19 protein-coding genes are annotated in these 20,465 nt (G+C 60.3%); 13 read left to right on the top strand and 6 right to left on the bottom strand.

All coding sequences use genetic code 11. The features are described from left to right. Positions 1-87: 87 nt before the first annotated feature. From BMS17_RS03420 to BMS17_RS03405, 4 genes are read right to left on the bottom strand one after another with little or no spacing between them, the layout of a single operon-like run. Positions 88-1,467 carry a 4Fe-4S binding protein gene (locus tag BMS17_RS03420; RefSeq protein WP_077430421.1) on the bottom strand — a complete coding sequence of 460 codons (1,380 nt, stop codon included), beginning with the start codon at positions 1,465-1,467 and terminating at the stop codon, positions 88-90. Continuing rightward, positions 1,455-2,309 (bottom strand): FTR1 family protein, encoded by an 855-nt coding sequence (locus tag BMS17_RS03415; protein WP_077430420.1) that lies wholly within the window; start codon positions 2,307-2,309, stop codon positions 1,455-1,457. Before BMS17_RS03415 ends, BMS17_RS03420 begins: the two co-directional genes overlap by 13 nt. A gap of 22 nt (positions 2,310-2,331) precedes the next feature. Then, the gene (locus tag BMS17_RS03410) at positions 2,332-2,709 is read right to left on the bottom strand and encodes a cupredoxin domain-containing protein (protein ID WP_046028052.1); all 378 of its coding nucleotides are present in this window, start codon (positions 2,707-2,709) and stop codon (positions 2,332-2,334) included. Next, positions 2,710-3,240, bottom strand: a complete 531-nt coding sequence (locus BMS17_RS03405) for an iron transporter (protein WP_046028051.1) — start codon at positions 3,238-3,240, stop codon at positions 2,710-2,712. It abuts the gene before it with no gap. Positions 3,241-3,461: 221 nt separating this feature from the next. Between BMS17_RS03405 and BMS17_RS03400 the strand changes: the two genes are divergently transcribed. The 8 genes from BMS17_RS03400 to BMS17_RS03365 all read left to right on the top strand — a co-directional run bounded on the left by BMS17_RS03400 (position 3,462) and on the right by BMS17_RS03365 (position 10,231). Beyond that, entirely contained in the window at positions 3,462-3,695 is a 234-nt protein-coding gene (locus BMS17_RS03400; protein ID WP_046028050.1) for a DUF3079 domain-containing protein, read from the top strand. A gap of 141 nt (positions 3,696-3,836) precedes the next feature. Continuing rightward, the gene (locus BMS17_RS03395; protein ID WP_046028049.1) at positions 3,837-4,817 is read left to right on the top strand and encodes a quinone oxidoreductase; all 981 of its coding nucleotides are present in this window, start codon (positions 3,837-3,839) and stop codon (positions 4,815-4,817) included. Between the two features lie 13 nt (positions 4,818-4,830). After that, positions 4,831-5,679: a TauD/TfdA family dioxygenase gene (locus BMS17_RS03390; protein ID WP_077430419.1), complete on the top strand. Its 849-nt coding sequence runs from the start codon at positions 4,831-4,833 to the stop codon at positions 5,677-5,679. 81 nt (positions 5,680-5,760) lie between these two features. Continuing rightward, positions 5,761-6,813: a 3-keto-5-aminohexanoate cleavage protein gene (locus BMS17_RS03385; protein WP_046028046.1), complete on the top strand. Its 1,053-nt coding sequence runs from the start codon at positions 5,761-5,763 to the stop codon at positions 6,811-6,813. Positions 6,814-6,904: 91 nt separating this feature from the next. Then, a complete protein-coding gene (locus BMS17_RS03380) occupies positions 6,905-8,239 on the top strand; it encodes an MFS transporter (protein WP_077430418.1) in 1,335 nt (444 codons plus the stop codon). Beyond that, on the top strand, positions 8,236-8,901 hold the full coding sequence (locus BMS17_RS03375) for a DsbA family oxidoreductase (RefSeq protein ID WP_046028044.1): 666 nt from the start codon (positions 8,236-8,238) through the stop codon (positions 8,899-8,901). The genes BMS17_RS03380 and BMS17_RS03375 overlap by 4 nt, the downstream gene beginning before the upstream one ends. Continuing rightward, on the top strand, positions 8,898-9,224 hold the full coding sequence (locus BMS17_RS03370) for a Rieske 2Fe-2S domain-containing protein (protein ID WP_046028042.1): 327 nt from the start codon (positions 8,898-8,900) through the stop codon (positions 9,222-9,224). The genes BMS17_RS03375 and BMS17_RS03370 overlap by 4 nt, the downstream gene beginning before the upstream one ends. Continuing rightward, the gene (locus BMS17_RS03365; protein WP_046028040.1) at positions 9,221-10,231 is read left to right on the top strand and encodes a YeiH family protein; all 1,011 of its coding nucleotides are present in this window, start codon (positions 9,221-9,223) and stop codon (positions 10,229-10,231) included. The genes BMS17_RS03370 and BMS17_RS03365 overlap by 4 nt, the downstream gene beginning before the upstream one ends. A gap of 205 nt (positions 10,232-10,436) precedes the next feature. On the opposite strand, the gene BMS17_RS03360 is transcribed toward BMS17_RS03365, so the two are convergent. Both BMS17_RS03360 and BMS17_RS03355 read right to left on the bottom strand, forming a co-directional pair. Next, a complete protein-coding gene (locus BMS17_RS03360; protein WP_077430417.1) occupies positions 10,437-10,796 on the bottom strand; it encodes a DUF6124 family protein in 360 nt (119 codons plus the stop codon). 389 nt (positions 10,797-11,185) lie between these two features. Next, a complete protein-coding gene (locus BMS17_RS03355; protein WP_077430416.1) occupies positions 11,186-12,220 on the bottom strand; it encodes an AraC family transcriptional regulator in 1,035 nt (344 codons plus the stop codon). Between the two features lie 355 nt (positions 12,221-12,575). Here BMS17_RS03355 and BMS17_RS03350 point away from each other — a divergent pair, with 355 nt between their 5' ends. The 5 genes from BMS17_RS03350 to BMS17_RS03330 all read left to right on the top strand — a co-directional run bounded on the left by BMS17_RS03350 (position 12,576) and on the right by BMS17_RS03330 (position 20,464). Then, positions 12,576-13,142 carry an alpha/beta hydrolase gene (locus tag BMS17_RS03350; protein WP_046028034.1) on the top strand — a complete coding sequence of 189 codons (567 nt, stop codon included), beginning with the start codon at positions 12,576-12,578 and terminating at the stop codon, positions 13,140-13,142. 130 nt (positions 13,143-13,272) lie between these two features. Further along, positions 13,273-15,276 (top strand): DUF1302 domain-containing protein, encoded by a 2,004-nt coding sequence (locus BMS17_RS03345; protein ID WP_077430415.1) that lies wholly within the window; start codon positions 13,273-13,275, stop codon positions 15,274-15,276. A gap of 41 nt (positions 15,277-15,317) precedes the next feature. Continuing rightward, positions 15,318-16,676, top strand: a complete 1,359-nt coding sequence (locus BMS17_RS03340) for a DUF1329 domain-containing protein (protein ID WP_046028028.1) — start codon at positions 15,318-15,320, stop codon at positions 16,674-16,676. Positions 16,677-16,827: 151 nt separating this feature from the next. Then, positions 16,828-17,898, top strand: a complete 1,071-nt coding sequence (locus tag BMS17_RS03335; protein WP_077430414.1) for a YCF48-related protein — start codon at positions 16,828-16,830, stop codon at positions 17,896-17,898. Positions 17,899-17,929: 31 nt separating this feature from the next. Further along, the gene (locus tag BMS17_RS03330; protein ID WP_046028026.1) at positions 17,930-20,464 is read left to right on the top strand and encodes an RND family transporter; all 2,535 of its coding nucleotides are present in this window, start codon (positions 17,930-17,932) and stop codon (positions 20,462-20,464) included. Position 20,465: the final 1 nt, after the last annotated feature.

Genomic DNA, 20,465 nt, shown 5'->3' with positions numbered 1-20,465 from the left:
ATGCAGCCCGTGACGCTCCGCGTCACTGGACGCAGAGCGTCCCTTGAGGCATTCCCACGCAGAGCGTGGGAACGATCTGGAGGGGCCTCAGTTCCAGCCCCAGAATTGCAACCACCAGCCAAACCCCACCCATGCGTTTGCCAGCAGCAGGCAAACACCTGCGCCGCCGCGTCGAGGCAGGGTAATGCCCTGGCGGGCCATGCGTTTCCAGCCCAGGAACAGACTCCAACCGATGGCGCCCAGCAGTAAACAGGCCCTGGCCGGTTGTACCCATTCCAGCAGCAAGCCTTCATAGCGCAACAACTTCACGGTGGTTGCCGACAACCCGAGAAACAGTCCGGCCGCGCCCAAGGGCGTGAGTGTCAGGCTCAAGGGCAAGTACAGCGCCGGGTCACCGGCCAGACGAGCCGCCGCCCGCAGCAGGATCAGCAAACCACCCCCCAACACCAGGGCGCTGGCCGTCAGGTACAGGACGATGCTGAAACCGTCGAGCCAGCTGAAACTGTCATTGAGTGTGGGGTAGTGGGTCAACAGCCACCAGGGTGCGTTGTCCTGCAAGGGCCAGAGCAGGTCGTGCCCGATCAGCCATTGCGCGAGGGACTGCTTGAGGGCGATGAACCAGGGGCTGACGGTCCATTGAAACGCCCCCATCGCCAGCCCGATCACGCCGAACAGCAACAAACGCGCATCCCACGGCGACAGGGTGCGTGCGGTCGCGTGGAGGATTTCATGATGGCTGGAACGGGCGATCAATTGCACTGCGTCACGTTGCCCGCTGCAACGTCCGCAGGCATGACAGTCGCTGGCGCCCTGCAGGCGACGGATGTCCAGCAAGGGCGCGCAATTGGGTGGGGGAAGGCGAGGGCCGGCGTTGTCTTTCCAGCGCTGTTCATCGACTTGAAAGTGCACCGGGGCCAGGCGTGCAAGCAGGGAAAAGACGCCGCTGACCGGGCACAGGTAACGACACCAGACTCGTTTGCCCCTGGCAAACAGCAGGCCGACACCGACGGCGGCGACCGTTGAACCACCCAAAATCAGCAGGGCGGCCTGGGCGTAGTCATACACGCTGATCAGTTGCCCGTAGAGGGTGGTCAGGCAGAACGCCAGGGTTGGCCAGCCGCCCCAGCGCACCCAGCGCGGCACGCCCAAGCCTTTGCCGTACTGGCTGGCCCACTCGCTCAATGAACCTTCCGGGCACAACACACCGCACCAAACCCGGCCGAACAGCACCATCGACAGCAGCACGAACGGCCACCAGAGACCCCAGAACAAAAACTGTGCGAGCAGGGTCAGGTTGTTGATGATCCGGGCGTGGCTGTCCGGTGTCGGCAATAGCGCCGGCAGCACCAGCAGTACCGCATAGAACAGAACAACCAGCCACTGCACCGCGCGAATCACCTTGGCGTGGCGCCGCATGCCATCGCCCAGGCGCTGCAACCAGCGATTGTGCCGACTCAGCCCGGGCATGGGACGGCCTTCGCGGTGCGTTGGTGCAACCAGCTGCCGACCGCCAGCCAATAACCGCTCAACACCAGCACCGTCAGGCCGCTGGGGGCTGCGCGGTAACCGGTCAGGCTGGCCAGGAAACTGCCCAGGCCACGGCTGTCATTGAGCACTGAGCGACTGTCCCACAGCGCTTCGCCGATCAGCCCATAGGCCCAGTCCGGCAAATCCATGGCCTGCAACTGGCCGCCGATTCGCTCGGTGCCGCTGACCAGTAACGCTGCACCGAGCAGCAGCAAAACGACTTCGCTGACGGCAAAGAACCGTCGCCACGAAATGAGTCGACGCGTGCTGTGCAGCAACCCGATGGTGAGCCCCGACAGCGCCAGCCCGGCGCCTGCGCCGACGGCAAACAGACCCAGCGCCGGACCTTGCAGGCGGGCACCGGCACCGTACAGAAAAACCACGGTTTCGCTGCCTTCGCGGCTGACGGCGAGCATGGCCAGGAGCATCAGCCCCACGCCTCCCTGACGGGCCAGTTGGCTGTCGGCCCGATGGTGCAGGTCTGCCTTGAGCGTGCGTGCATTGCGGTGCATCCAGCCGACCATTTGCACCATCAGCGCACTGGCCACCAGCGCCAGGGAAGCCTGGAACCACTCGTTGGCAGAACCGCTCATGGCGTCACCGGCAAACAGAATCAGCAATGCCAGCAGGCCCGAGAGCATCAACCCCAGGGTGACGCCCGCCCACACGTAGCGGGTCAGGCGACGGGCTTGTATTTGCTGGCTGGCCCAGGCCTGGAGGATGCCGATCACCAGTAGCGCTTCGACACTTTCACGCCAGACGATGAACATTGATTGATTCATGGACACTCCGTGGCTGAGCCAACTATTTCGCGAGAATGGCGCCTTCGGGCAACTGCGGATTGAAGTCGTCGAAGAACGGGTAACTGCCGGGCTTGAGGGGGTGAATGACAACGAACGTCGTCACTCCCGGTGACAGCACCTTCTCGACCCGCAGTGGCGTGCTTTCGAACTCCGCCGGCCCTTCACCGATGTTCTTCAGGATGATCTTGAAACGTTGTCCGGCCGGCACTTCCAGCAGGGCGGGGATGAAGTGCCCGTCACGCAGGCTCAACTCGATGCTGGGTAGTTGGGCCTGAGCCATGAGCGGCATGACCGAGCAGGCCAGAATCAACCCGGCCAGGCGTCGATGAACCGGGCCCGGGCGCCTCGGTTCAGGCTTCTGGTGTGTGTGGCGGCTCATTCAATAACCACCTTTTTTTCCGATCCCGGCATAGATGAATTCGTAGTGCAGCGCACACTGTTCGAACCAGGGTTCGACGCCGGTTTCCTTGTCGGTATGACGACCCAGGGAGCCATGTCCGCCGGGAGGCAGAAGGGTAAAGGTCAGCCGGTATTTGCCAGGGCCTTGCAACTTCACATTGTCACCATAGTGCGGGCCGTCGTTGGCGACCATGGCGTGAAAATCGCCAGTGATCGGTGGCTCGCTGCCCTGTTTTTGCAGACTGAAAGCCACGTTCAGGTAGGGCACGAAACTGCCTTCCTGAAAGCCCTGGCGATTGTCGGCCGTGGCGCGGATATCGGCTTCCAGGTGGATGTCGGAATCAGCGGTCGCGCGCATCATGCCGGCAGGCGCCATTTCGATCGGTTGCAAGTACACCGCGCCGACTTCCAGCCCCGGGCACAGCTGGGGTTCGCCAATCGGGTATTCCTTGGCGTGGGCTTGGGGGGCGAGCAACAGCAGGGAAAAGGACAGCGCGAGGGAGGTACGCATGAGGGTTTCCAGAAGGGCTGAGAAGTGAGAGCCCGAGTCTAGAAAACCTGAGTGAGAATAATAATGATTATGGTCAATTTTCGTAGCAATAGTCCGGGCGATGCCAGCGCACGCACGAGTAAAAAGGGCAGGGTGACCGAGCGTAATTGACCTGCATCAAGGGCGGTTGAGGCCGGGCGCGGTAGGTTACATACCTACCCTTCGATCATGCGGGTACCGCCATGGCCAAGCCCTTTCCCATCAGCCCAAAACATCCCGAACGTATTTGCTGGGGGTGCGACCGTTATTGTGCGGCGACCGCTCTGGCCTGCGGCAATGGTGCTGACCGCACGATGCATCCGGCCGAGATGATCGGTGACGATTGGTACCTGCATGGCGATTGGGGCATTGAGCTGCCCATCGTCACCGACAAGGCGGTGGACCCAGAGCCCATCGCGCCCGAAGAGCCGCAATAGGCGAACCCCCACCGACCCCTCTGTCATGAAATGAAAAGCCATTGTCGTCTGATGAGAAGCGGTTCATCAGGCGTCATCCTACAGTCCAATCAGCGCAATTCGACGCACAAGCCAACATTGCAGATTGGAGAATAAGAAATCATGGCCAAAGCCGTTCGCTTTTACGAAACCGGTGGTCCCGAAGTCCTTCGTTATGAAGAGGTCGAAGTCGGCGATCCTGGTCCAGGCCAGGTTCGTCTCCGTCATGTAGCCGTTGGCCTGAACTATGCCGACACCTACTTCCGCAATGGCACCTACCCGATTCCTATGCCCAACGGCATGGGGGTTGAAGCTTCCGGTGTGGTCCAGGCCGTCGGGGAAGGCGTGACCAATGTTCAAGTCGGGGATCGTGTCACGTACACCGGTTTTCTCAACACCTTGGGGGCTTACAGCACCGAGCGCCTGATCGCGGCTGCACCGCTGATCAAGTTGCCGGAAACCATCAGCTTCGAAACAGCCGCCGCCATGACCATGCGCGGCCTGACGTCGTCGTACCTGATGCGCCGCATCTACGACTTCAAACCCGGTGACAGCATTTTGCTGCACGCCGCCGCTGGCGGTGTCGGCCTGATCGTTTCGCAGTGGGCCAAGCTGCTCGGCCTGAATGTCATTGGCACCGTGTCCACCGACGTCAAAGGCGAAATCGCCAAGACCCACGGTTGCGACCATGTGATCAATTACAGCCATGAAGACGTCGCCGCACGCGTTCGTGAATTGACCGACGGCGTGGGCGTCAACGTGGTGTTCGACAGCGTTGGCAAGAACACCTTCGAGGGCTCGCTCGACTCGCTCAAACGTCGTGGCCTGATGGTGTGTGTCGGGACTGCATCCGGTCCGATTCCGCCGTTCAATCCAGCGCTGCTGGCGATGAAAGGCTCGCTGTACATGACGCGCCCGGCCCTGGCCGACTACATCGCCGACCCGGCGGAAAAAGCCGAGCTGGCCGGCGAATTGTTCGACCACGTTGGCAGCGGTCGGATCAAGATCGAGATCAACCAGCACTACGCCTTGCAAGATGCCGTCCAGGCCCATCGCGACCTGGAGTCACGCAAGACCACCGGCTCTTCGATTTTCGTCATTTAAGGAGTTGCCAGCCATGAAAGTCGAACAATTGAGCTGCAACATCGGCGCCGAACTGATCGGCGTCAACCTCGCTGACGCGGTGCACGACGACGGTCTTTTTGCCGAGATTCGTGCCCAGTTGCTGAAGCATCGGGTGGTGTTCCTGCGCGATCAGGACATCAGCCGTGCCGAACACGTGGCCTTCGCCCGTCGTTTCGGCGAGCTGGAAGATCACCCGGTGGCCGGCAGCGACCCGGATCATCCGGGGCTGGTGCGCATCTACAAAAATCCGGACCAGCCAATGGACCGCTACGAAAACGCCTGGCACACCGACGCCACCTGGCGCGAGGCACCGCCGCTGGGTTGCGTGCTGCGCTGCGTGGAGTGCCCGCCGGTTGGCGGCGACACCATGTGGGCCAACATGGTCGTGGCCTATGAGAACTTGCCGGAAGACGTGAAGCTGAAGATCGCCGACCTGCGTGCCCGGCACAGCATCGAGGCGAGCTTTGGTGCGGCCATGCCGATCGAAAAGCGTCTGGCGCTCAAGGCGATGTACCCGGATGCCGAGCACCCGGTGGTGCGCACTCACCCGGAAACCGGGGAGAAGGTGCTGTTCGTCAACGCCTTCACCACTCACTTCAGCAACTACCACACCCCTGAGAGGGTGCGCTTTGGCCAGGACGCCAACCCTGGCGCCGGCGAGCTGCTGCGCTACCTGATCAGCCAGGCGTACATCCCTGAGTATCAAGTGCGCTGGCGCTGGAAGCCGAACAGCATCGCCATCTGGGACAACCGCAGTACCCAGCATTACGCCGTCATGGATTACCCGCCGTGCCATCGCAAGATGGAACGCGCCGGGATTATCGGTGACAAGACGTTCTGATCGAAGACCCACATTCATATTTGTAGATACGCCTGCCAGGCATGACCGGCAGGCGGACAATCATAAAAACTGGAGTTACTCATGCAATTTCTCGACGATTCGCTGCACCCGGAAAACATGGAAAAAGTGGTCATCACCGTGGCCCCGTACGGCCCTGAGTGGATGCCGGAAGACTTCCCGGAAGACATCCCGCTGACCATGGACGAACAAGTCCAGAAAGCGGTCGAGTGCTACGAAGCCGGTGCCACGGTTCTGCACCTGCACGTGCGTGAACTGGACGGCAAGGGCTCCAAGCGTCTGTCCAAGTTCAACGAATTGATTGCCGGCGTACGCGAAGCGGTGCCGGACATGATCATCCAGGTCGGCGGTTCGATTTCGTTCGCCCCTGAAAGTGATGGCGAAGCCGCCAAATGGCTGTCTGACGATACCCGTCACATGCTGGCCGAGCTGACGCCAAAACCGGATCAGGTCACGGTGGCGATCAACACCACCCAGATGAACATCATGGAATTGCTGTACCCGGAATACCTGGAAGGTACTTCCCTGGCCAACCCTGCCTATCAGGCTGCCTACAGCGAAATGACCGTGCCGGCCGGCCCGGCCTGGGTTATCGAGCACCTTAAGCGTCTGATGGACAATGACATCCAGCCGCACTTCCAGCTGACCGGCATGCACGCTTTGGAAACGCTGCAGCGTCTGGTGCGCAAGGGCCTTTACAAAGGTCCATTGAACCTGACCTGGATCGGCATCGGCGGCGGTTTCGACGGTCCTAATCCGTTCAACTTCTTCAACTTCATCCACCGCGTACCGGACGGCTGCACCCTGACATCCGAGTCGCTGCTCAAGAACGTGCTGCCGTTCAATACCATGGCGATGGCCATGGGCATGCATCCGCGCGTTGGCAACGAAGACACTATCATTGATCACAAGGGCGAGCGTTTTGGTTCGGTCGCACAGATCAAGCAAACCGTGCGCATCGCTCATGAGCTGGGTCGCGAAATCGCTACCGGCAAAGAAGCCCGTGAGATTTATCGCATCGGCGTGAAGTACGACACTATCGAAGAAACCCTGTTGGCCAACGGCATGGCCCCCAACCGCAAGGCTGGGCAAAAAGGTGTGCCGCAACGCGGCTGACCGACAGCGGGAGCGGGGGGCCTTGGCCTCCCGCTCGCTGCAGTGAAATACGCTCGATAACAAAAATAATAGAAAGTTTCGAGGAGGCTGCATGGCCTTTCACCCAATCGCCGATGGCGATGACGACACCAGTGGTGTCGGCGTTGCGCGCAAATATGCCTGGATCGTCTTCGCACTGACGTTCGGCTTGTTGATTTCCGATTACATGTCACGCCAAGTGCTGAACGCAGTATTCCCGATGCTCAAGGGCGAGTGGGCCTTGACTGACGGCCAGCTCGGTTTGCTCAGCGGCATTGTTGCCTTGATGGTCGGCCTGCTGACCTTTCCTTTGTCGTTGATGGCTGACCGCTTCGGACGCGTTAAAAGTCTGGCGCTGATGGCGCTGTTGTGGAGTATCGCCACGCTGGGTTGCGCGTTGGCGCAGGACTACCAGCAAATGTTTATCGCCCGCTTCATGGTGGGTGTAGGTGAGGCCGCCTATGGCAGCGTCGGTATTGCCGTGGTGATTTCGGTGTTTCCGAAACACATGCGCGCAACGCTGGCCAGTGCCTTTATGGCGGGCGGTATGTTCGGTTCGGTGTTGGGCATGGCTTTGGGCGGCGCTATTGCGGCCAAGCTGGGCTGGCGCTGGTCGTTTGCCGGCATGGCCTTGTTTGGTCTGCTGCTGGCGGTGCTTTACCCGATCATCGTCAAGGAAGCGCGCATCGCCCCCCAGCGTGCCGTACAAGCCGGCAAAAAAGTCAGCGCGGTGGTCAAGCGTCCTCTGCGCACGTTGTGTTCCAGCCCTTCGGTGATTGCGGCTTACATCGGCAGTGGCTTGCAGCTGTTCGTCGGCGGCACCGTAATCGTATGGATGCCCAGCTACCTCAACCGTTACTACGACATGCCGACCGACAAGGCTGGCGGCATGGCGGCAATTATTGTCCTGTGCAGCGGCGCCGGGATGATCCTGTGCGGCATGCTCAGCGATCGCATGTGCCGCCAGTCGGCGGAGCGCAAGGTCGCGCTGGCCATCGCCTATTGCCTGGGCAGTTGCCTGCTGTTGTCCGCGGCATTCGCCTTGCCGCCGGGGCCTGCGCAACTGCTGTTGATTTGCCTGGGCATGTTGATTGCTGCCGGTACGACCGGGCCTGCCGGTGCGATGGTAGCCAACCTGACCCATTACTCGGTCCACGGTACGGCGTTTGCCACGCTGACGCTGGCCAACAACTTGCTCGGCCTGGCGCCGGGGCCGTTCATCACCGGCAAGGTGTCCGACATGATCGGCTTGCAGGGGGCGTTCCAGTTGGTGCCGCTGGTGAGCATCGCGGCAGCGGCCGTGTTCTTTTTTGCCAAGTGCCATTACCAAAAAGACATTGCCCGGTTGGCGGGTGAACAGGTCAACGATTCAGTGAGTAACAAAGCGGTGTTAGAGGTGAAGGTGTGAGTGGTCGTTTACGTATAGATGTGTTTTTCGATTTCATCTGCCCATGGTGTTTGATCGGAAAGCGCCAACTGGAACGCGCACAGGAGCTGCTGCGCTTGCAGCACCCCGACGTGCTGATTACCACCGTATGGCATGGGGTGCAGTTGCTGCCTCATCTGCCGGTACAGGGTGAGCCGTTCGCACAGTTCTACCTCAACCGTCTGGGCAGTGCCGAAGCCGTAGCGATGCGTCAGGCCCAGGTGAAACAGGCCGCGAACTCGGTAGGGGTGGCGATCGATTTGGGTCGCATTGCCACGATGCCCAACACGGCAGATGCCCATCGTCTGCTGGCGCATGCCAACACACGGGGGAGCAGGGCCCAGCGCGATCTGTTGCTTGAACGTCTGTTCGCCGCGTACTTCCAGAACGGCGAAGACCTGGGTTGCCGCGAGACCTTGATCGCTATCGCCCAGTCGTGTGGTTACGACGCTGACGCGGTAAAGAATTACCTGCAAGACGAATCCGGTCCCTTTGTCGGTAATGAAGTGGGGGGCTCCAGCGGTGTGCCGAGCTTTCAGTTCGACCGCCGGATAACCATGGTCGGCGCGCAGCCGCCCGAAGCACTGCTTGGCGCCATGATCGACGCCTTGCACGAAAGCCAGCGCGAGCGGTCACCGTCATGACCATTCGTGTCCCCGTACCTGCGGGAAAACTGCCGCAGGCGGGTGGTCGTGCGCTGTTCGAATTCGATAGCAAAAGCCTGGCGTTATTCAACGTCGAGGGCGAGTTGTTTGCCATCGATGACAGTTGCCCGCATCAGGGCGCCTCGCTGTGTGGCGGGCGTCTGGATGGCCGGGTGATCCAATGCTGTGCCCATGGCCTGCGCTTCGATCTGCGCAGTGGCTACCTGCTTAATTCCACCGCGCTCAAGGTCAACAACTACCCGGTCGAAGTCATCGACGGCCAGGCTTTTATCGTCATCGTTTCTGAGGAGTCCGCGCCATGAGCGCCATCGCTCTCACCCGTATCCATAGCCGAACACGCGAACTGGCCCCGGGGTTTATCGTTAGTCTGATCGTGGCGGCAGCCGCTTCGTTTTTGTCCGAGCACTACGGTGCACCGGTGATGCTGTTTGCCTTGCTGCTAGGCATGGCGCTGAATTTCCTCGCCGGTGAAGGCGTGTGCAAAGCGGGTATCGAATTTACCGCGCGCACCGTGTTGCGCATCGGCGTGGCCCTGCTGGGTATGCGCATTACCCTTGAGCAGATTGCCGGGCTGGGCTGGAAGCCTGTAGCGCTGGTGGTGACTCTGGTGGTGGTGACCATTGGCGTTTCGGTGATCGCGGCCAAGCTGCTGGGGTTCCAGCGTTTGTTCGGCATGCTCACCGGTGGCGCGACGGCGATTTGCGGCGCTTCGGCTGCGTTGGCGCTGGCGGCGGCTTTGCCCAATCATCCGCAGAAGGAACGCGCCACACTGTTTACCGTCATTGGTGTGTCGGCCCTGTCGACCATGGCAATGATTGTTTATCCAATGATTGCCAACTGGTTTTCATTGTCACCGCAAATGGCGGGTATTTTCCTCGGCGCCACCATCCACGATGTGGCCCAGGTGGTTGGTGCCGGTTACAGCATGTCGACCGAAACGGGCGATACGGCCACGGTGGTCAAGCTGATGCGGGTTGCGATGCTCCTGCCGGTGATCGTCTGTGCGGCCATGGTAACGCGCATGCAGGGCGTCGAAACCGGAGGCAAGCGACCGCCTCTGCTGCCGTGGTTCGCCGTCGGTTTTCTGCTGCTGGCTTGCATCAACAGCACAGGCTGGGTGGTCCCAGCCGTGCAAGGCACGGTCAATGAACTGTCGCGCTGGTGCCTGGTGGTGTCCATCAGTGCCCTGGGCATGAAGACTCAGCTCAAGGAGCTGGCCGCCGTCGGCATCAAGCCCATCCTCCTGATGATAGGGGAGACGGTGTTCCTCGTTGTCCTGGTGCTGCTGTTGCTGCGCTGGGGGTTCTGAGCCCGGTCTGAATCCGTTTTATGGCAGGGCCGCATTGCGTTTGACTCCTCAGCGCTGTGCGGTTCTCGGTCGGTGTCAAAAACATCGGCTTTTGGCGGCGACTGTACAGCAGTCGCCGTTTTTTTCGTTGTCTGGAAAAAACCTCTTATCCACTGCCTGAACATGCTGTGGCGAGGGAGCAAGCCCCCTCGCGACAAGTCAGCGGTTACACCGGTGGATCAATGTGATCCAGCACCCGGTTCGCCGTGATCTCCGCCACCATGATGCTGTTGGAAATACCCAGCAGGGCGTGGCGCGACTCGCCCTCCAGATGATCCACCAAGTGATGGACCATCACATCCACCGAGGCCAGCGTCTCGACCAAAAACACTGCCAGGGTTTCGGCTGTGGCCTCTGGGTCCACGGCAAACAGTTTGCTGGGTTTACGCGCAGTGGCTTTGATGTCGGCATTCGACGGGAAGTGAAAGTTGAGGGCGCGTTCGGCGGCCTCGTTGAGCTTTTTTGAATCGGGTTCGTACGGGGACACCGGATCGGTGTCTGGTGGGTTTGGCGTTACTTTGAACATTGGCTCGAACCTCATATGAGAGAGGCTGCAACCAGCTCGCGACTAAACGAAAGGGAGGCAGCTGTGCACAGGTTAGTCGACCGATGAGCCAAGAAATCGGCGCGCCGAAGCGCCCTGCGCACAGCCGCCATCGAGTGCAGGCATGGGAGACCTGGCTGATAGAGGCATTGTGCGTTCTTGACATCAACGGGCGACTAAACCCGATCACTGATGGGCAGTGACACGAATCAAGTTACCGAGCGGCCTCAAGGCGCACAAGCCGGCGGATTCTGGCGTAGCCGTAGGTAACGGCGCAAGGTCTTGTGGCTTTCAGGACGTAACCTGGACGGGTTTTAAACAAGACCTTTCGGGCGATGTTTAATACCTCAAAAATCGAAGGTTCGGCTGGCTCAGGATTCGTCGGGACCCGAGACAGGCTTTGAAGGGGTTGGCTTTTGTGCGCGCCAAGCGGCGGGGGGCATGCCGAACTGGGTGATGAACCAGCGTGTGAAGGAACTCGCCATGGAATAGCCGAGCATGTCGGCGATGCGCCCCAGCGAATAGTTCGGGTTCTCCAGGTAACGCAGCACCAGGTCGCGGCGCACGTCGTTGATCAGGTCGTTGAAGGCGCAGCCGTCATCCTTGAGGCGACGTTGCAGCGTGCGTACGTTCATGCCCTGGGTCTGGGCGATCTGTTCGATGGTGGCGCGCCCCATCGGCAGCAGCAGGTAAATGGCCTTGCGCACCTCGAACAGCAACGATTGCCCTTCAGTGCTCAGCAAAGAGTCGAGGTAACCCTGGGCGTAACGGGCCATGGCCGGGTCGGCATGGGGGTTGGTCGCATCCAGGCTGGCATTGGGGCAGACAATGCCGTTGAACTCACTGCCGAACTCCAGCGTGCAGCCGAACAGACGGCGATGCAGTTGCAGGTTGTCTGGAGGCTGGTGCGTGAAGTTGACACTGTAGGGGTGCCAATGCGCGCCTAACAGCGCCGAGCACAAACGGAACATCACGCCGATCGCCAGCTCGTTGGCTTGCCGGGACGGCCGGAGTGTGTCGGTGACCACCTCTTCGCGAATGATCACCAACTTGCCGGCCTCTTCAATGAAGATGGCCAGCGAGTCGTTCATCAAGTGACGGTAATGCACCACGACCTGCAAGGCTTCACGCAGCGTGCGCTGGTGTGTGAGCAGCAAGCTGACCACCCCGAAGTCCGAGAGTTGACGCGACTCGGCCATGCTCAGGCCGAAGCTCTGGCAGCCACTGGCGACGGCCGAATCCTCCAGCAGACCCACGGCGGAATCGATGGGGATGCGATGCTCCGGCGCCAGCAGTTGGGCCCTGCTCAAACCATTGGCAGCCAGTACGTCACGGGGGTTGAACCCCAGGTATTGAGTGACCTCCAGGTAGTTGGTCAAGACGGCAGCGCGAACAAGCTTTGTCATGCGAAAAGTCTTCCCTGGGCCGGTAGCGTTGGAATGAGCGAGGCGACTATATCCAGCACATCATCAAATGAAAAGTTGTGGTGTTGGCGCTGATGTACAGCCGGTGACACCTCTAATCGCCCTCATCACATCGAGGTAAACCCTTCTCACGTATTGATTACAGTGGTCTTGGGCAATCTCGTTGCAGTTTTCGACCAGCGGGCACCTCACGTCGACCCCCCAAAATCTGTCATGAAAAGAAAAGCGACTGACGTCCAATGAAAAGCGCCGGGGGTGGGCGCTCTTTAATGTCAGCACTACAAAAAGCTTCTGACCACTGAGTCAGTCGAGTCATCGAGAAAGCGTAGGTGCTGATGTGGACAAACTGCAAACTGTCGCAACCGTTTTGATCGTGCCTGGCCTGCGTGAGCACGTAGCCGAGCATTGGCAAACATTGCTTGAGGCCAAACTCTGCAAAGTACGCAGTGTCCCTCCGCTTGAAACCGACAAGCTCGACTGTGCCGCACGGGTCCGTGCAATCCAGCACGAACTGGAGCAAATCGAAGGGCCGGTGATTCTGGTCGCCCACAGTGCCGGTGTCCTGATGGTCGCGCACTGGGCCGCCAAGCACAGTCGCCCGATCAAGGGTGCGCTGCTGGCTGCACCTCCGGATCTCAACGCAATCTGGCCGCAAGGCTATCCTTCCTCTGAATCACTGCGGGCCCATGGTTGGGATCCGCTGCCCAAAGGTCCGTTGCCGTTCCCAAGTCTGGTGGTCGGCAGCACCAATGATTACCTCGCCAGCCTGGAAGCCGTTAGTGATATGGCTCAGGGCTGGGGCGCCGAACTGCGAAATCTCGGTGCCGTGGGTCATCTTAATCCGGCCGCAGGATTTGGCCACTGGCCACAAGCCGAAGCACTCGTCCTCGAGCTGGATCGCTAGTTCAGGAGCCGACTGGCGTTAAGCCAACCGGCAAATGCCCTCACTCCTGGAAAGCGCAACTCCCTGGAACAAGGGGGTGCGTGAGGGCGAGTGTGCTTAAAACAAATACAAAAATGGCGGAGACAACGCAATGCACAACAATAAGAGTCACGGGTTCACAGTTTCGCGATACACCTTGCTGGCCTCGGCCATTCTGGCCGCGACAATGCCGACCGCCCACGCGTTTGAATTTGATACAGGTAATCCGGACTGGGCCGCTCGTTTGGATAACACCGTGAAGTACAACTACGGTGTGCGTACCGAAAGCGCCGACAAGCGCATGCTGGGGACGCCGAACAACAACGACGGTGACTACAATTTCCGCAAGGCGGGTACCAACATCACCAACCGTGTCGATCTGTTGACCGAGATGGACGTGGTGTACAAGAACGCCATGGGCTTTCGTGTCAGCGCCGCCAGCTGGTACGACAAGGCGTATGAGAACACCGGTTCCAACTCCAACCCGTTCGTCAACGGCAATGATGCACGCTCCGGTCTGGTCGCCAACGATCCACGCCTGGCCGGTGTCACCAACGACAACGTCGGTAATGGCAGCCCGCACCTGAGCAACTACGCCCAGCGCTACTACACCGGTCCGTCCGGCGAAATCCTCGATGCCTTCGTGTTCTACAGCACCGAAGTGGGCGAGGAGTCGATGTTCAGCGCCAAGGCTGGCCAGCACAACGTGTTCTGGGGCGAGACCATTCTCAACCCGGTGCATTCGGTCAGCTACGGCCAGTCCGGCCTCGATCTGGCCAAGCTGGCCGCATCGCCGGGTACTGAAGCCAAAGAGCTGTTCGTGCCGCGTAACCAGTTGTCGATGTCGTTCACCGTCAATCCCGAGTTGACCGTGGGCGCCCAGTATTTCCTGAATTGGGATGCTGCGCGTCTGCCGGAAGCGGGCACCTATTACGGTGGTTCCGACTTGGTCGGCTTCGGTGCGCAGTCGTTCCTGCTCGGCAACACCAACGCCGTGGTACCTGGCAGCCCATTGGGTTGCGGCCTGGCGCCGTGCAACGGCTTGACCAACGTGCGTCGCGGTCATGACCTGACACCGCACGACAGCGGCGACTGGGGCGTAATGGCCAAGTGGTCGCCAGCCTGGCTGGATGGCACACTCGGCGTTTACTACCGCGAAACGTCGGAAATCCTGCCGCAAGCGTGGCTGGATGCCAGAGGTATTACCTCGGCCAACCCCAACGGCACCCGCCCGACCGGGCAAGTGCCTGCGGTGGTCAACACCCTCAACTCGCTGAACACTGCCACCTATCAACTGGCCTATGCCGACAACATCAAGATCGCCGGCCTGAGCCTGTCCAAGGACGTGGGCGGGGTGAGCGTGGGTTCGGACCTGAACATCCGTCACAACATGCCGTTGGCCAGTATCCCGGCGATTGTCAGCACCGCCAGCCCGCTGGGTCTGGGCAAAGGCCTGGGCCTGTTGCCGGCGCGTACGGATGCCACGGGTGTGGTCTATGACACCCCGAGCCGCGGCGACAGCATGAGCGCCACCGGCGACACCTTGCACTGGACGCTCAACGGTCTGATGACCCTGCCGAAAACACCGGTGTTCGATCAGGCAACAGTGCTTGCTGAACTGTATTACAGCAACCTGTTGAGCCTCGATGACAAGAACGAAGCACTCTACAAGGGCAAGGGCACCTATCGCGGCATCGACGCGCCGACCCGTGACAACTGGGGCCTGGCCGTCAACTTCACCCCGACCTGGTACCAAGTGTTCCCAGGCGTCGACCTCAACGCTCCGATGTCCGTCAACGTGGGTCTTGACGGCGTGTCACCGGTGTCCGGTGGCGGTGCCAAGGACACTGGCAACTATGCCGTCGGCGTGGGTGCCGTTGTGTACAACAAATACTTTGTCGACCTGAAATACGTGGACTCCTTCGGCCAGACCGAAAAGTGCAATAAAAGTGGCGTGAGCACCGGCCCGACAGGGGGCGATGGCTCTACTCCAAACGCTTTTAGCGGTAACGAAAACTATGCGTGCTACGCCGGTGGCTATTCGTCCTTCTCGGGTGGCGGTGCCACGACTGAAGACCGTGGTGCTGTTTACCTGACGATGAAAACCACCTTTTGATTCACCACTGATTTGCTCAATGCAAGCAGGAGAATAACAATATGAAATTTGTACAAACCCTATTGGCTGCCTCGCTGGCGATGGTCATCGCTGCTCAGGCACACGCCGCCGTATCGGCCCAGGACGCCGCCAAACTGGGCAGCAACCTGACCCTGGTCGGTGCTGAAAAAGCCGGTAATGCCGATGGTTCCATCCCCGCCTACAACGGTGGTCTGACCACGCCTCCGGCCAGCTTCAAATCCGGTGACAGCATGCGTCCGGATCCTTTTGCCAGCGAAAAGCCGCTGCTGGTCATCGACGGCAAGAACGTCGATCAGTACAAGGGCATGCTCACCGCAACCACGGCGGAACTGGCCAAGCGTTTCCCTACCTTCCATGTTGACGTGTACCCGACTCACCGTACCGTCTCGTTGCCTCAGGCCATCCTGGACAACGGCGTGAAAAACGCCACTGGCGCCAAGTCCCTTGAAGGTGGCCTGGCCATCGACAACGTGTTGCCGGGCATTCCGTTCCCGATTCCGCAGTCGGGCAACGAAGCGATGTGGAACTTCCTGTTGCGCTACCAAGGCGTCAGCATCAGCTCCAAGTACGACTCCTGGAACGTCGACTCGGCTGGCGTGGCGAGCCTGGCGACCACCGGGCAAGCGAACATCTCCTACCCGATCTATGAAAACCTCTCGCAGCCGATCAGCAGCGCTGACGTGTACTACCAGATGAAGCTGCAGTACACCGGCCCGGCGCGTCGTGCCGGCGAAGCAGTGATGCTCAAGGACGCCGCCAACCCGTTGCAACAACCGCGTCGCGCCTGGCAGTACTTGCCTGGCCAGCGTCGGGTCAAGCTCGCGCCGAACCTGGCTTACGACACGCCTAACCCAGGCACCGCAGGCGCAGGCACCTACGACGACGTGTTTGTGTTCAACGGCGCGCTGGACCGCTACGACTGGAAGTTGGTGGGCAAGCAGGAAATGATCGTGCCTTACAACACCTACAAGCTGACCTACGTCCAGGATCCGAAGTCGCTGACCACCCCGAATCACCTGGCACCTGATTTTGTGCGCTGGGAAAAACACCGTGTATGGGTCGTGGAAGGCAACCTCAAGGCCGGCGCACGTCACATCTACCAGAAGCGTCGCTTCTACCTCGACGAAGACAGCTGGACAGCTCTGGCCTCGGACCAATATGACGCCCGTGGTCAGCTCTACCGTGGTTCGTTTGCCTTCCTCAGCCAAAGCTATGACAAGCAGGTTCCAGACTCCACCCCGTTCATGATCTATGACCTGGTGGGCGGTTCCTACAACATCAACGGTGTGGTCGGCCCTTACGGCGGCATCAAATACATCGAACCGCTCTCCAAGGCTCAGTGGTCGTCGGAATCCCTGGCGGGCGCCGGCATTCGCTAAGCAAACCGCGACAAAACGTTCATGCGGTCCACGGCTCACAAAGCCGTGTGACCGCGCGACGGTTGGTGCTCGCTGATCAGCGCGGCGCCAGTTCTTAACGTCGGGCTGCATGGTTGCAGGCCCTGACGCGGTTTTCCCAAGAGGACGCGGTATGTGTTCGAAAAAGTACCTGCAGCTGGCGTTCGGCGCCCTGCTTGTCTTGTCACAGGGCGCCACCCAGGCGGCCGGCTATATCGATGTGCTGGACCTGCCTGCCAGAGTCAGTGCCTTGGCGGTCAGCAGTCCGTTGTCCGGCATGACCCGTGCGGGCGACCGTTTGGTTGCCGTCGGGCAGCGTGGACACATTCTCTATTCCGATGACAGCGGTAAACACTGGCAGCAAGCAGCCGTGCCAGTGAGTGCCGATCTCAGTGCGGTCAATTTTCCATCTGCCAGGGAAGGCTGGGCGGTCGGAAATGACGGCGTGGTGTTGCACAGCAGTGATGCTGGCGTGACCTGGACCAAACAACTGGATGGACGCCAGATCGGTGAGTTGCTGGTCAAGCATTACGATGCATTGGCCAGCGCCGAACCGGGTAACGAAGAATGGTCGCGGCTGGCTGCCGAAGGCCAGCGACTGGCAGAGCAGGGCGCCGACAAACCTTTGCTCGACGTCTGGTTTGCCAACGAACAGGTCGGCTATGTGGTCGGCGTGTTCAACCTGATTCTGCGTACCGAAGACGGTGGCCAGACCTGGACCCCGTTCCAGGATCGCACCGACAACCCGCAAGGCTTTCACCTCAATGCCATCGCTTCGACTGGCGACGCTTTGTATATCGCCGGCGAGCAAGGTCTGTTGCTCAAATGGGATGACGTCGGCCAGCGTTTCGCCGCCGTACAAACCCCTTATCAAGGCAGTTTCTTCGGCGTGATTGGCAAGCCGGGGGAAGTGGTCGTCTACGGATTGCGCGGCAACGTGTTGCGCAGCACCGATGGCGGCCAGAGTTGGACCGCGCTGGACAGCGGCCTGCACATCAGCGTCACCGCCGGCCTCATCGATCTCCATGGCGATTACCGCCTGTTCACCTTGGGCGGGCAGATGCTGGTCAGCCAGGGCACTGGCGCGCAATTGCATCTGGTTCAGCGCCCCGTACCGACGCCGATAGCCGGCGCCACCCAGGCCAACGACGGCTCACTGGTGGTCGCGGGTAGCCGTGGTGCCCGGGCACTGTTCGTCGAATAAGACCTTGAACCTTTAAAGCGAGAACCCAGACATGGGCAATATCAAACAAGACGCCATGCCGGTGATCCGCGACGTGCGCGATTTCGACCGTAAATCCGGCAATCTGCTCGAACGGCTGGTGTTCAACTACCGCCCGCTGTTCATGCTGATGATGGCGCTGGCCACCGTGGTGCTGGGCTACATGGCCGCGACACGCCTGGAGCTGCGTCCCAGCTTCGAAAAAATGATTCCGCAAAGCCAGCCGTACATCCAGAATTTCCTGGAAAACCGCCAGTCGCTGCGTGGCCTGGGTAACTCGGTGCGCGTGGTGGTGGAAAACACCCAGGGCGATATTTTCGATCCCGGTTACCTGGACGTGCTCAAGCAGGTCAACGATCAATTGTTCCTCACCGAGGGCGTCGAGCGGGCCTGGATGAAGTCGTTGTGGAGCCCGGCGGTACGCTGGACCGAAGTCACCGAGGAAGGTTTCCAGGGTGGCCCGGTGATGCCCGATACCTACCAGGGCAAACCTGAAGAAATCGAGCAACTGCGCCAGAACATTTCCCGTGCCGGTATCGTCGGCAGCCTGGTGGCCAGCGACTTCAAATCGAGCATGCTGATTGTGCCGCTGATGGACAAGGCAGCGGCTGGCGGCCAGCGCATCAACTATCACGCGTTCTCGCAGATGCTCGAAGAGCAGTTGCGCGACAAGATCGAATACGCCGGTGACAGCGCAGCGCGCAAGTCCGGCGTTGAAGGCAAGGGTCACTACAAGGTTCGGGTGATCGGTTTCGCCAAGTTGATGGGCGACCTGATCGATGGCCTGATTCAGGTGATGATGTTCTTCGGCCTGGCTGTCGTGACCTCGCTGATTATCATCTACGCCTACACCCGTTGCGTACGCAGCACCCTGCTGGTGGTCGGCTGCTCGTTGATCGCGGTGGTCTGGCAACTGGGCATCGTCGCCTGGCTGGGCTACGCCATCGACCCGTACTCGGTGCTGGTGCCGTTCCTGATTTTTGCGATCGGTGTGTCCCACGCGGCGCAGAAGATGAACGGCATCATGCAGGACATCGCTCGCGGCACCCACAAGCTGATCGCCGCGCGCTACACCTTTCGCCGTCTGTTCATTGCCGGCGTAACCGCGCTGCTGGCCGACGCCGTGGGCTTTGCCGTGTTGATGCTGATCGACATTCCGGTGATCCAGGACCTGGCCATTACCGCGAGTATTGGTGTTGCGGTGTTGATCTTTACCTCGCTGCTGCTGATGCCGGTTGCGCTGTCCTATGTCGGCGTCGGCGCCAAGGCGGCCGAACGTGCCCTGAAAATCGACACCCGCGCCGACCGCCACAAAGGCTTCGGTCGCTTGTGGGATATGCTCGACCGCTTCACCACCGCCAAGTGGGCGACAGGTGCTGTGCTGGTCGCGTTGCTGATGGGCGTCGGCGGTTTCATGGTCAGCCAGCACCTGAAGATCGGCGACCTGGAAAGTGGTGCGCCGGAGTTGCGTGCCGACTCGCGTTATAACCGTGACAACGCTTACATCACCCAGCACTACGCACTGTCCAGCGACCTGTTTGCGGTGATGATCAAGACTGCACCGGAAGGCTGCCTGAACTACAAGACGCTGGTGCTTGCCGATCGCCTGGCCTGGGAACTGCAACAGAATCCGGGCGTGCAGGCGACCACGTCGCTGGTCAACGCCGTGCGTCAAATCACGGCCGGGACCTACGAGGGCAACCCCAAGCTCAACAACATCCAGCGTAACCAGGACGTTCTGAACTACGCCGCGCAACAAGCCTCGGTCAACTCTCCTGAGTTGTTCAACACCGATTGCTCGCTGATGCCGGTGATTGCTTACCTCAAGGACCACAAGGCCGAAACCCTGGACGCCGTAGTCGCCATTGCGGACAAGTTTGCCAAGGAAAACAGCACCGATGATCGTCAGTTCCTGCTGGCTGCCGGCAGCGCCGGTATCGAAGCGGCGACCAACATCGTGGTGCGCGAGGCCAACCACACCATGCTGCTTTACGTCTACGCAGCGGTGACGTTGTTCTGCCTGATCACCTTCCGCAGCTGGCGCGCGACGCTGGTGGCGCTGTTGCCTCTGGTCCTGACTTCGATTCTTTGTGAAGCCTTGATGGTGGCCATGGGCATCGGCGTGAAAGTGGCGACTTTGCCCGTGATCGCGTTGGGGGTGGGGATCGGCGTGGACTACGCGTTGTATCTGCTCAGTGTGCAGTTGCATTTCCAGCGCCAGGGTCTGTCGCTGTCCCAGTCCTACCGCAACGCCGTGTCGTTCACGGGCCGGGTGGTCGGCCTGGTCGGCATCACCCTGGCGGCAGGCGTGGTGTGCTGGGTCTGGTCGCCGATCAAGTTCCAGGCTGACATGGGCATCCTGCTGACCTTCATGTTCCTGTGGAACATGCTCGGCGCGCTGATCCTGATTCCGGCCCTGTCGTACTTCCTGTTGCGCAATCGGGCGCTGGAACGGGGTGACGTTACCGACGAAACCCCAGCACAAACCGATACCTGCGATACCGCTCAACGTCCTGGCATGCCCCATGCCGTGACCACTTCCGAGTAAG

The sequence above is a fragment of the Pseudomonas sp. C9 genome (assembly GCF_002000165.1).
In the GTDB taxonomy this organism is placed as follows: Bacteria; Pseudomonadota; Gammaproteobacteria; order Pseudomonadales; family Pseudomonadaceae; genus Aquipseudomonas.
Note: the sequence above shows the minus strand (reverse complement) of the source record. Positions and strands in the feature narration are given on the sequence as shown.

What these genes read in the sequence shown, in the direction of transcription:
- BMS17_RS03365 (WP_046028040.1), top strand. Translation starts at nt 9,221, where the DNA reads ATGAGCGCCATCGCTCTCACCCGTATCCATAGCCGAACACGCGAACTG.
- BMS17_RS03390 (WP_077430419.1), top strand. Translation starts at nt 4,831, where the DNA reads ATGAAAGTCGAACAATTGAGCTGCAACATCGGCGCCGAACTGATCGGC.
- BMS17_RS03415 (WP_077430420.1), bottom strand. Translation starts at nt 2,309, where the DNA reads ATGAATCAATCAATGTTCATCGTCTGGCGTGAAAGTGTCGAAGCGCTA.
- BMS17_RS03335 (WP_077430414.1), top strand. Translation starts at nt 16,828, where the DNA reads ATGTGTTCGAAAAAGTACCTGCAGCTGGCGTTCGGCGCCCTGCTTGTC.
- BMS17_RS03400 (WP_046028050.1), top strand. Translation starts at nt 3,462, where the DNA reads ATGGCCAAGCCCTTTCCCATCAGCCCAAAACATCCCGAACGTATTTGC.
- BMS17_RS03405 (WP_046028051.1), bottom strand. Translation starts at nt 3,240, where the DNA reads ATGCGTACCTCCCTCGCGCTGTCCTTTTCCCTGCTGTTGCTCGCCCCC.
- BMS17_RS03380 (WP_077430418.1), top strand. Translation starts at nt 6,905, where the DNA reads ATGGCCTTTCACCCAATCGCCGATGGCGATGACGACACCAGTGGTGTC.
- BMS17_RS03330 (WP_046028026.1), top strand. Translation starts at nt 17,930, where the DNA reads ATGGGCAATATCAAACAAGACGCCATGCCGGTGATCCGCGACGTGCGC.
- BMS17_RS03420 (WP_077430421.1), bottom strand. Translation starts at nt 1,467, where the DNA reads ATGCCCGGGCTGAGTCGGCACAATCGCTGGTTGCAGCGCCTGGGCGAT.
- BMS17_RS03385 (WP_046028046.1), top strand. Translation starts at nt 5,761, where the DNA reads ATGCAATTTCTCGACGATTCGCTGCACCCGGAAAACATGGAAAAAGTG.
- BMS17_RS03360 (WP_077430417.1), bottom strand. Translation starts at nt 10,796, where the DNA reads ATGTTCAAAGTAACGCCAAACCCACCAGACACCGATCCGGTGTCCCCG.
- BMS17_RS03340 (WP_046028028.1), top strand. Translation starts at nt 15,318, where the DNA reads ATGAAATTTGTACAAACCCTATTGGCTGCCTCGCTGGCGATGGTCATC.
- BMS17_RS03395 (WP_046028049.1), top strand. Translation starts at nt 3,837, where the DNA reads ATGGCCAAAGCCGTTCGCTTTTACGAAACCGGTGGTCCCGAAGTCCTT.
- BMS17_RS03355 (WP_077430416.1), bottom strand. Translation starts at nt 12,220, where the DNA reads ATGACAAAGCTTGTTCGCGCTGCCGTCTTGACCAACTACCTGGAGGTC.
- BMS17_RS03345 (WP_077430415.1), top strand. Translation starts at nt 13,273, where the DNA reads ATGCACAACAATAAGAGTCACGGGTTCACAGTTTCGCGATACACCTTG.
- BMS17_RS03410 (WP_046028052.1), bottom strand. Translation starts at nt 2,709, where the DNA reads ATGAGCCGCCACACACACCAGAAGCCTGAACCGAGGCGCCCGGGCCCG.
- BMS17_RS03370 (WP_046028042.1), top strand. Translation starts at nt 8,898, where the DNA reads ATGACCATTCGTGTCCCCGTACCTGCGGGAAAACTGCCGCAGGCGGGT.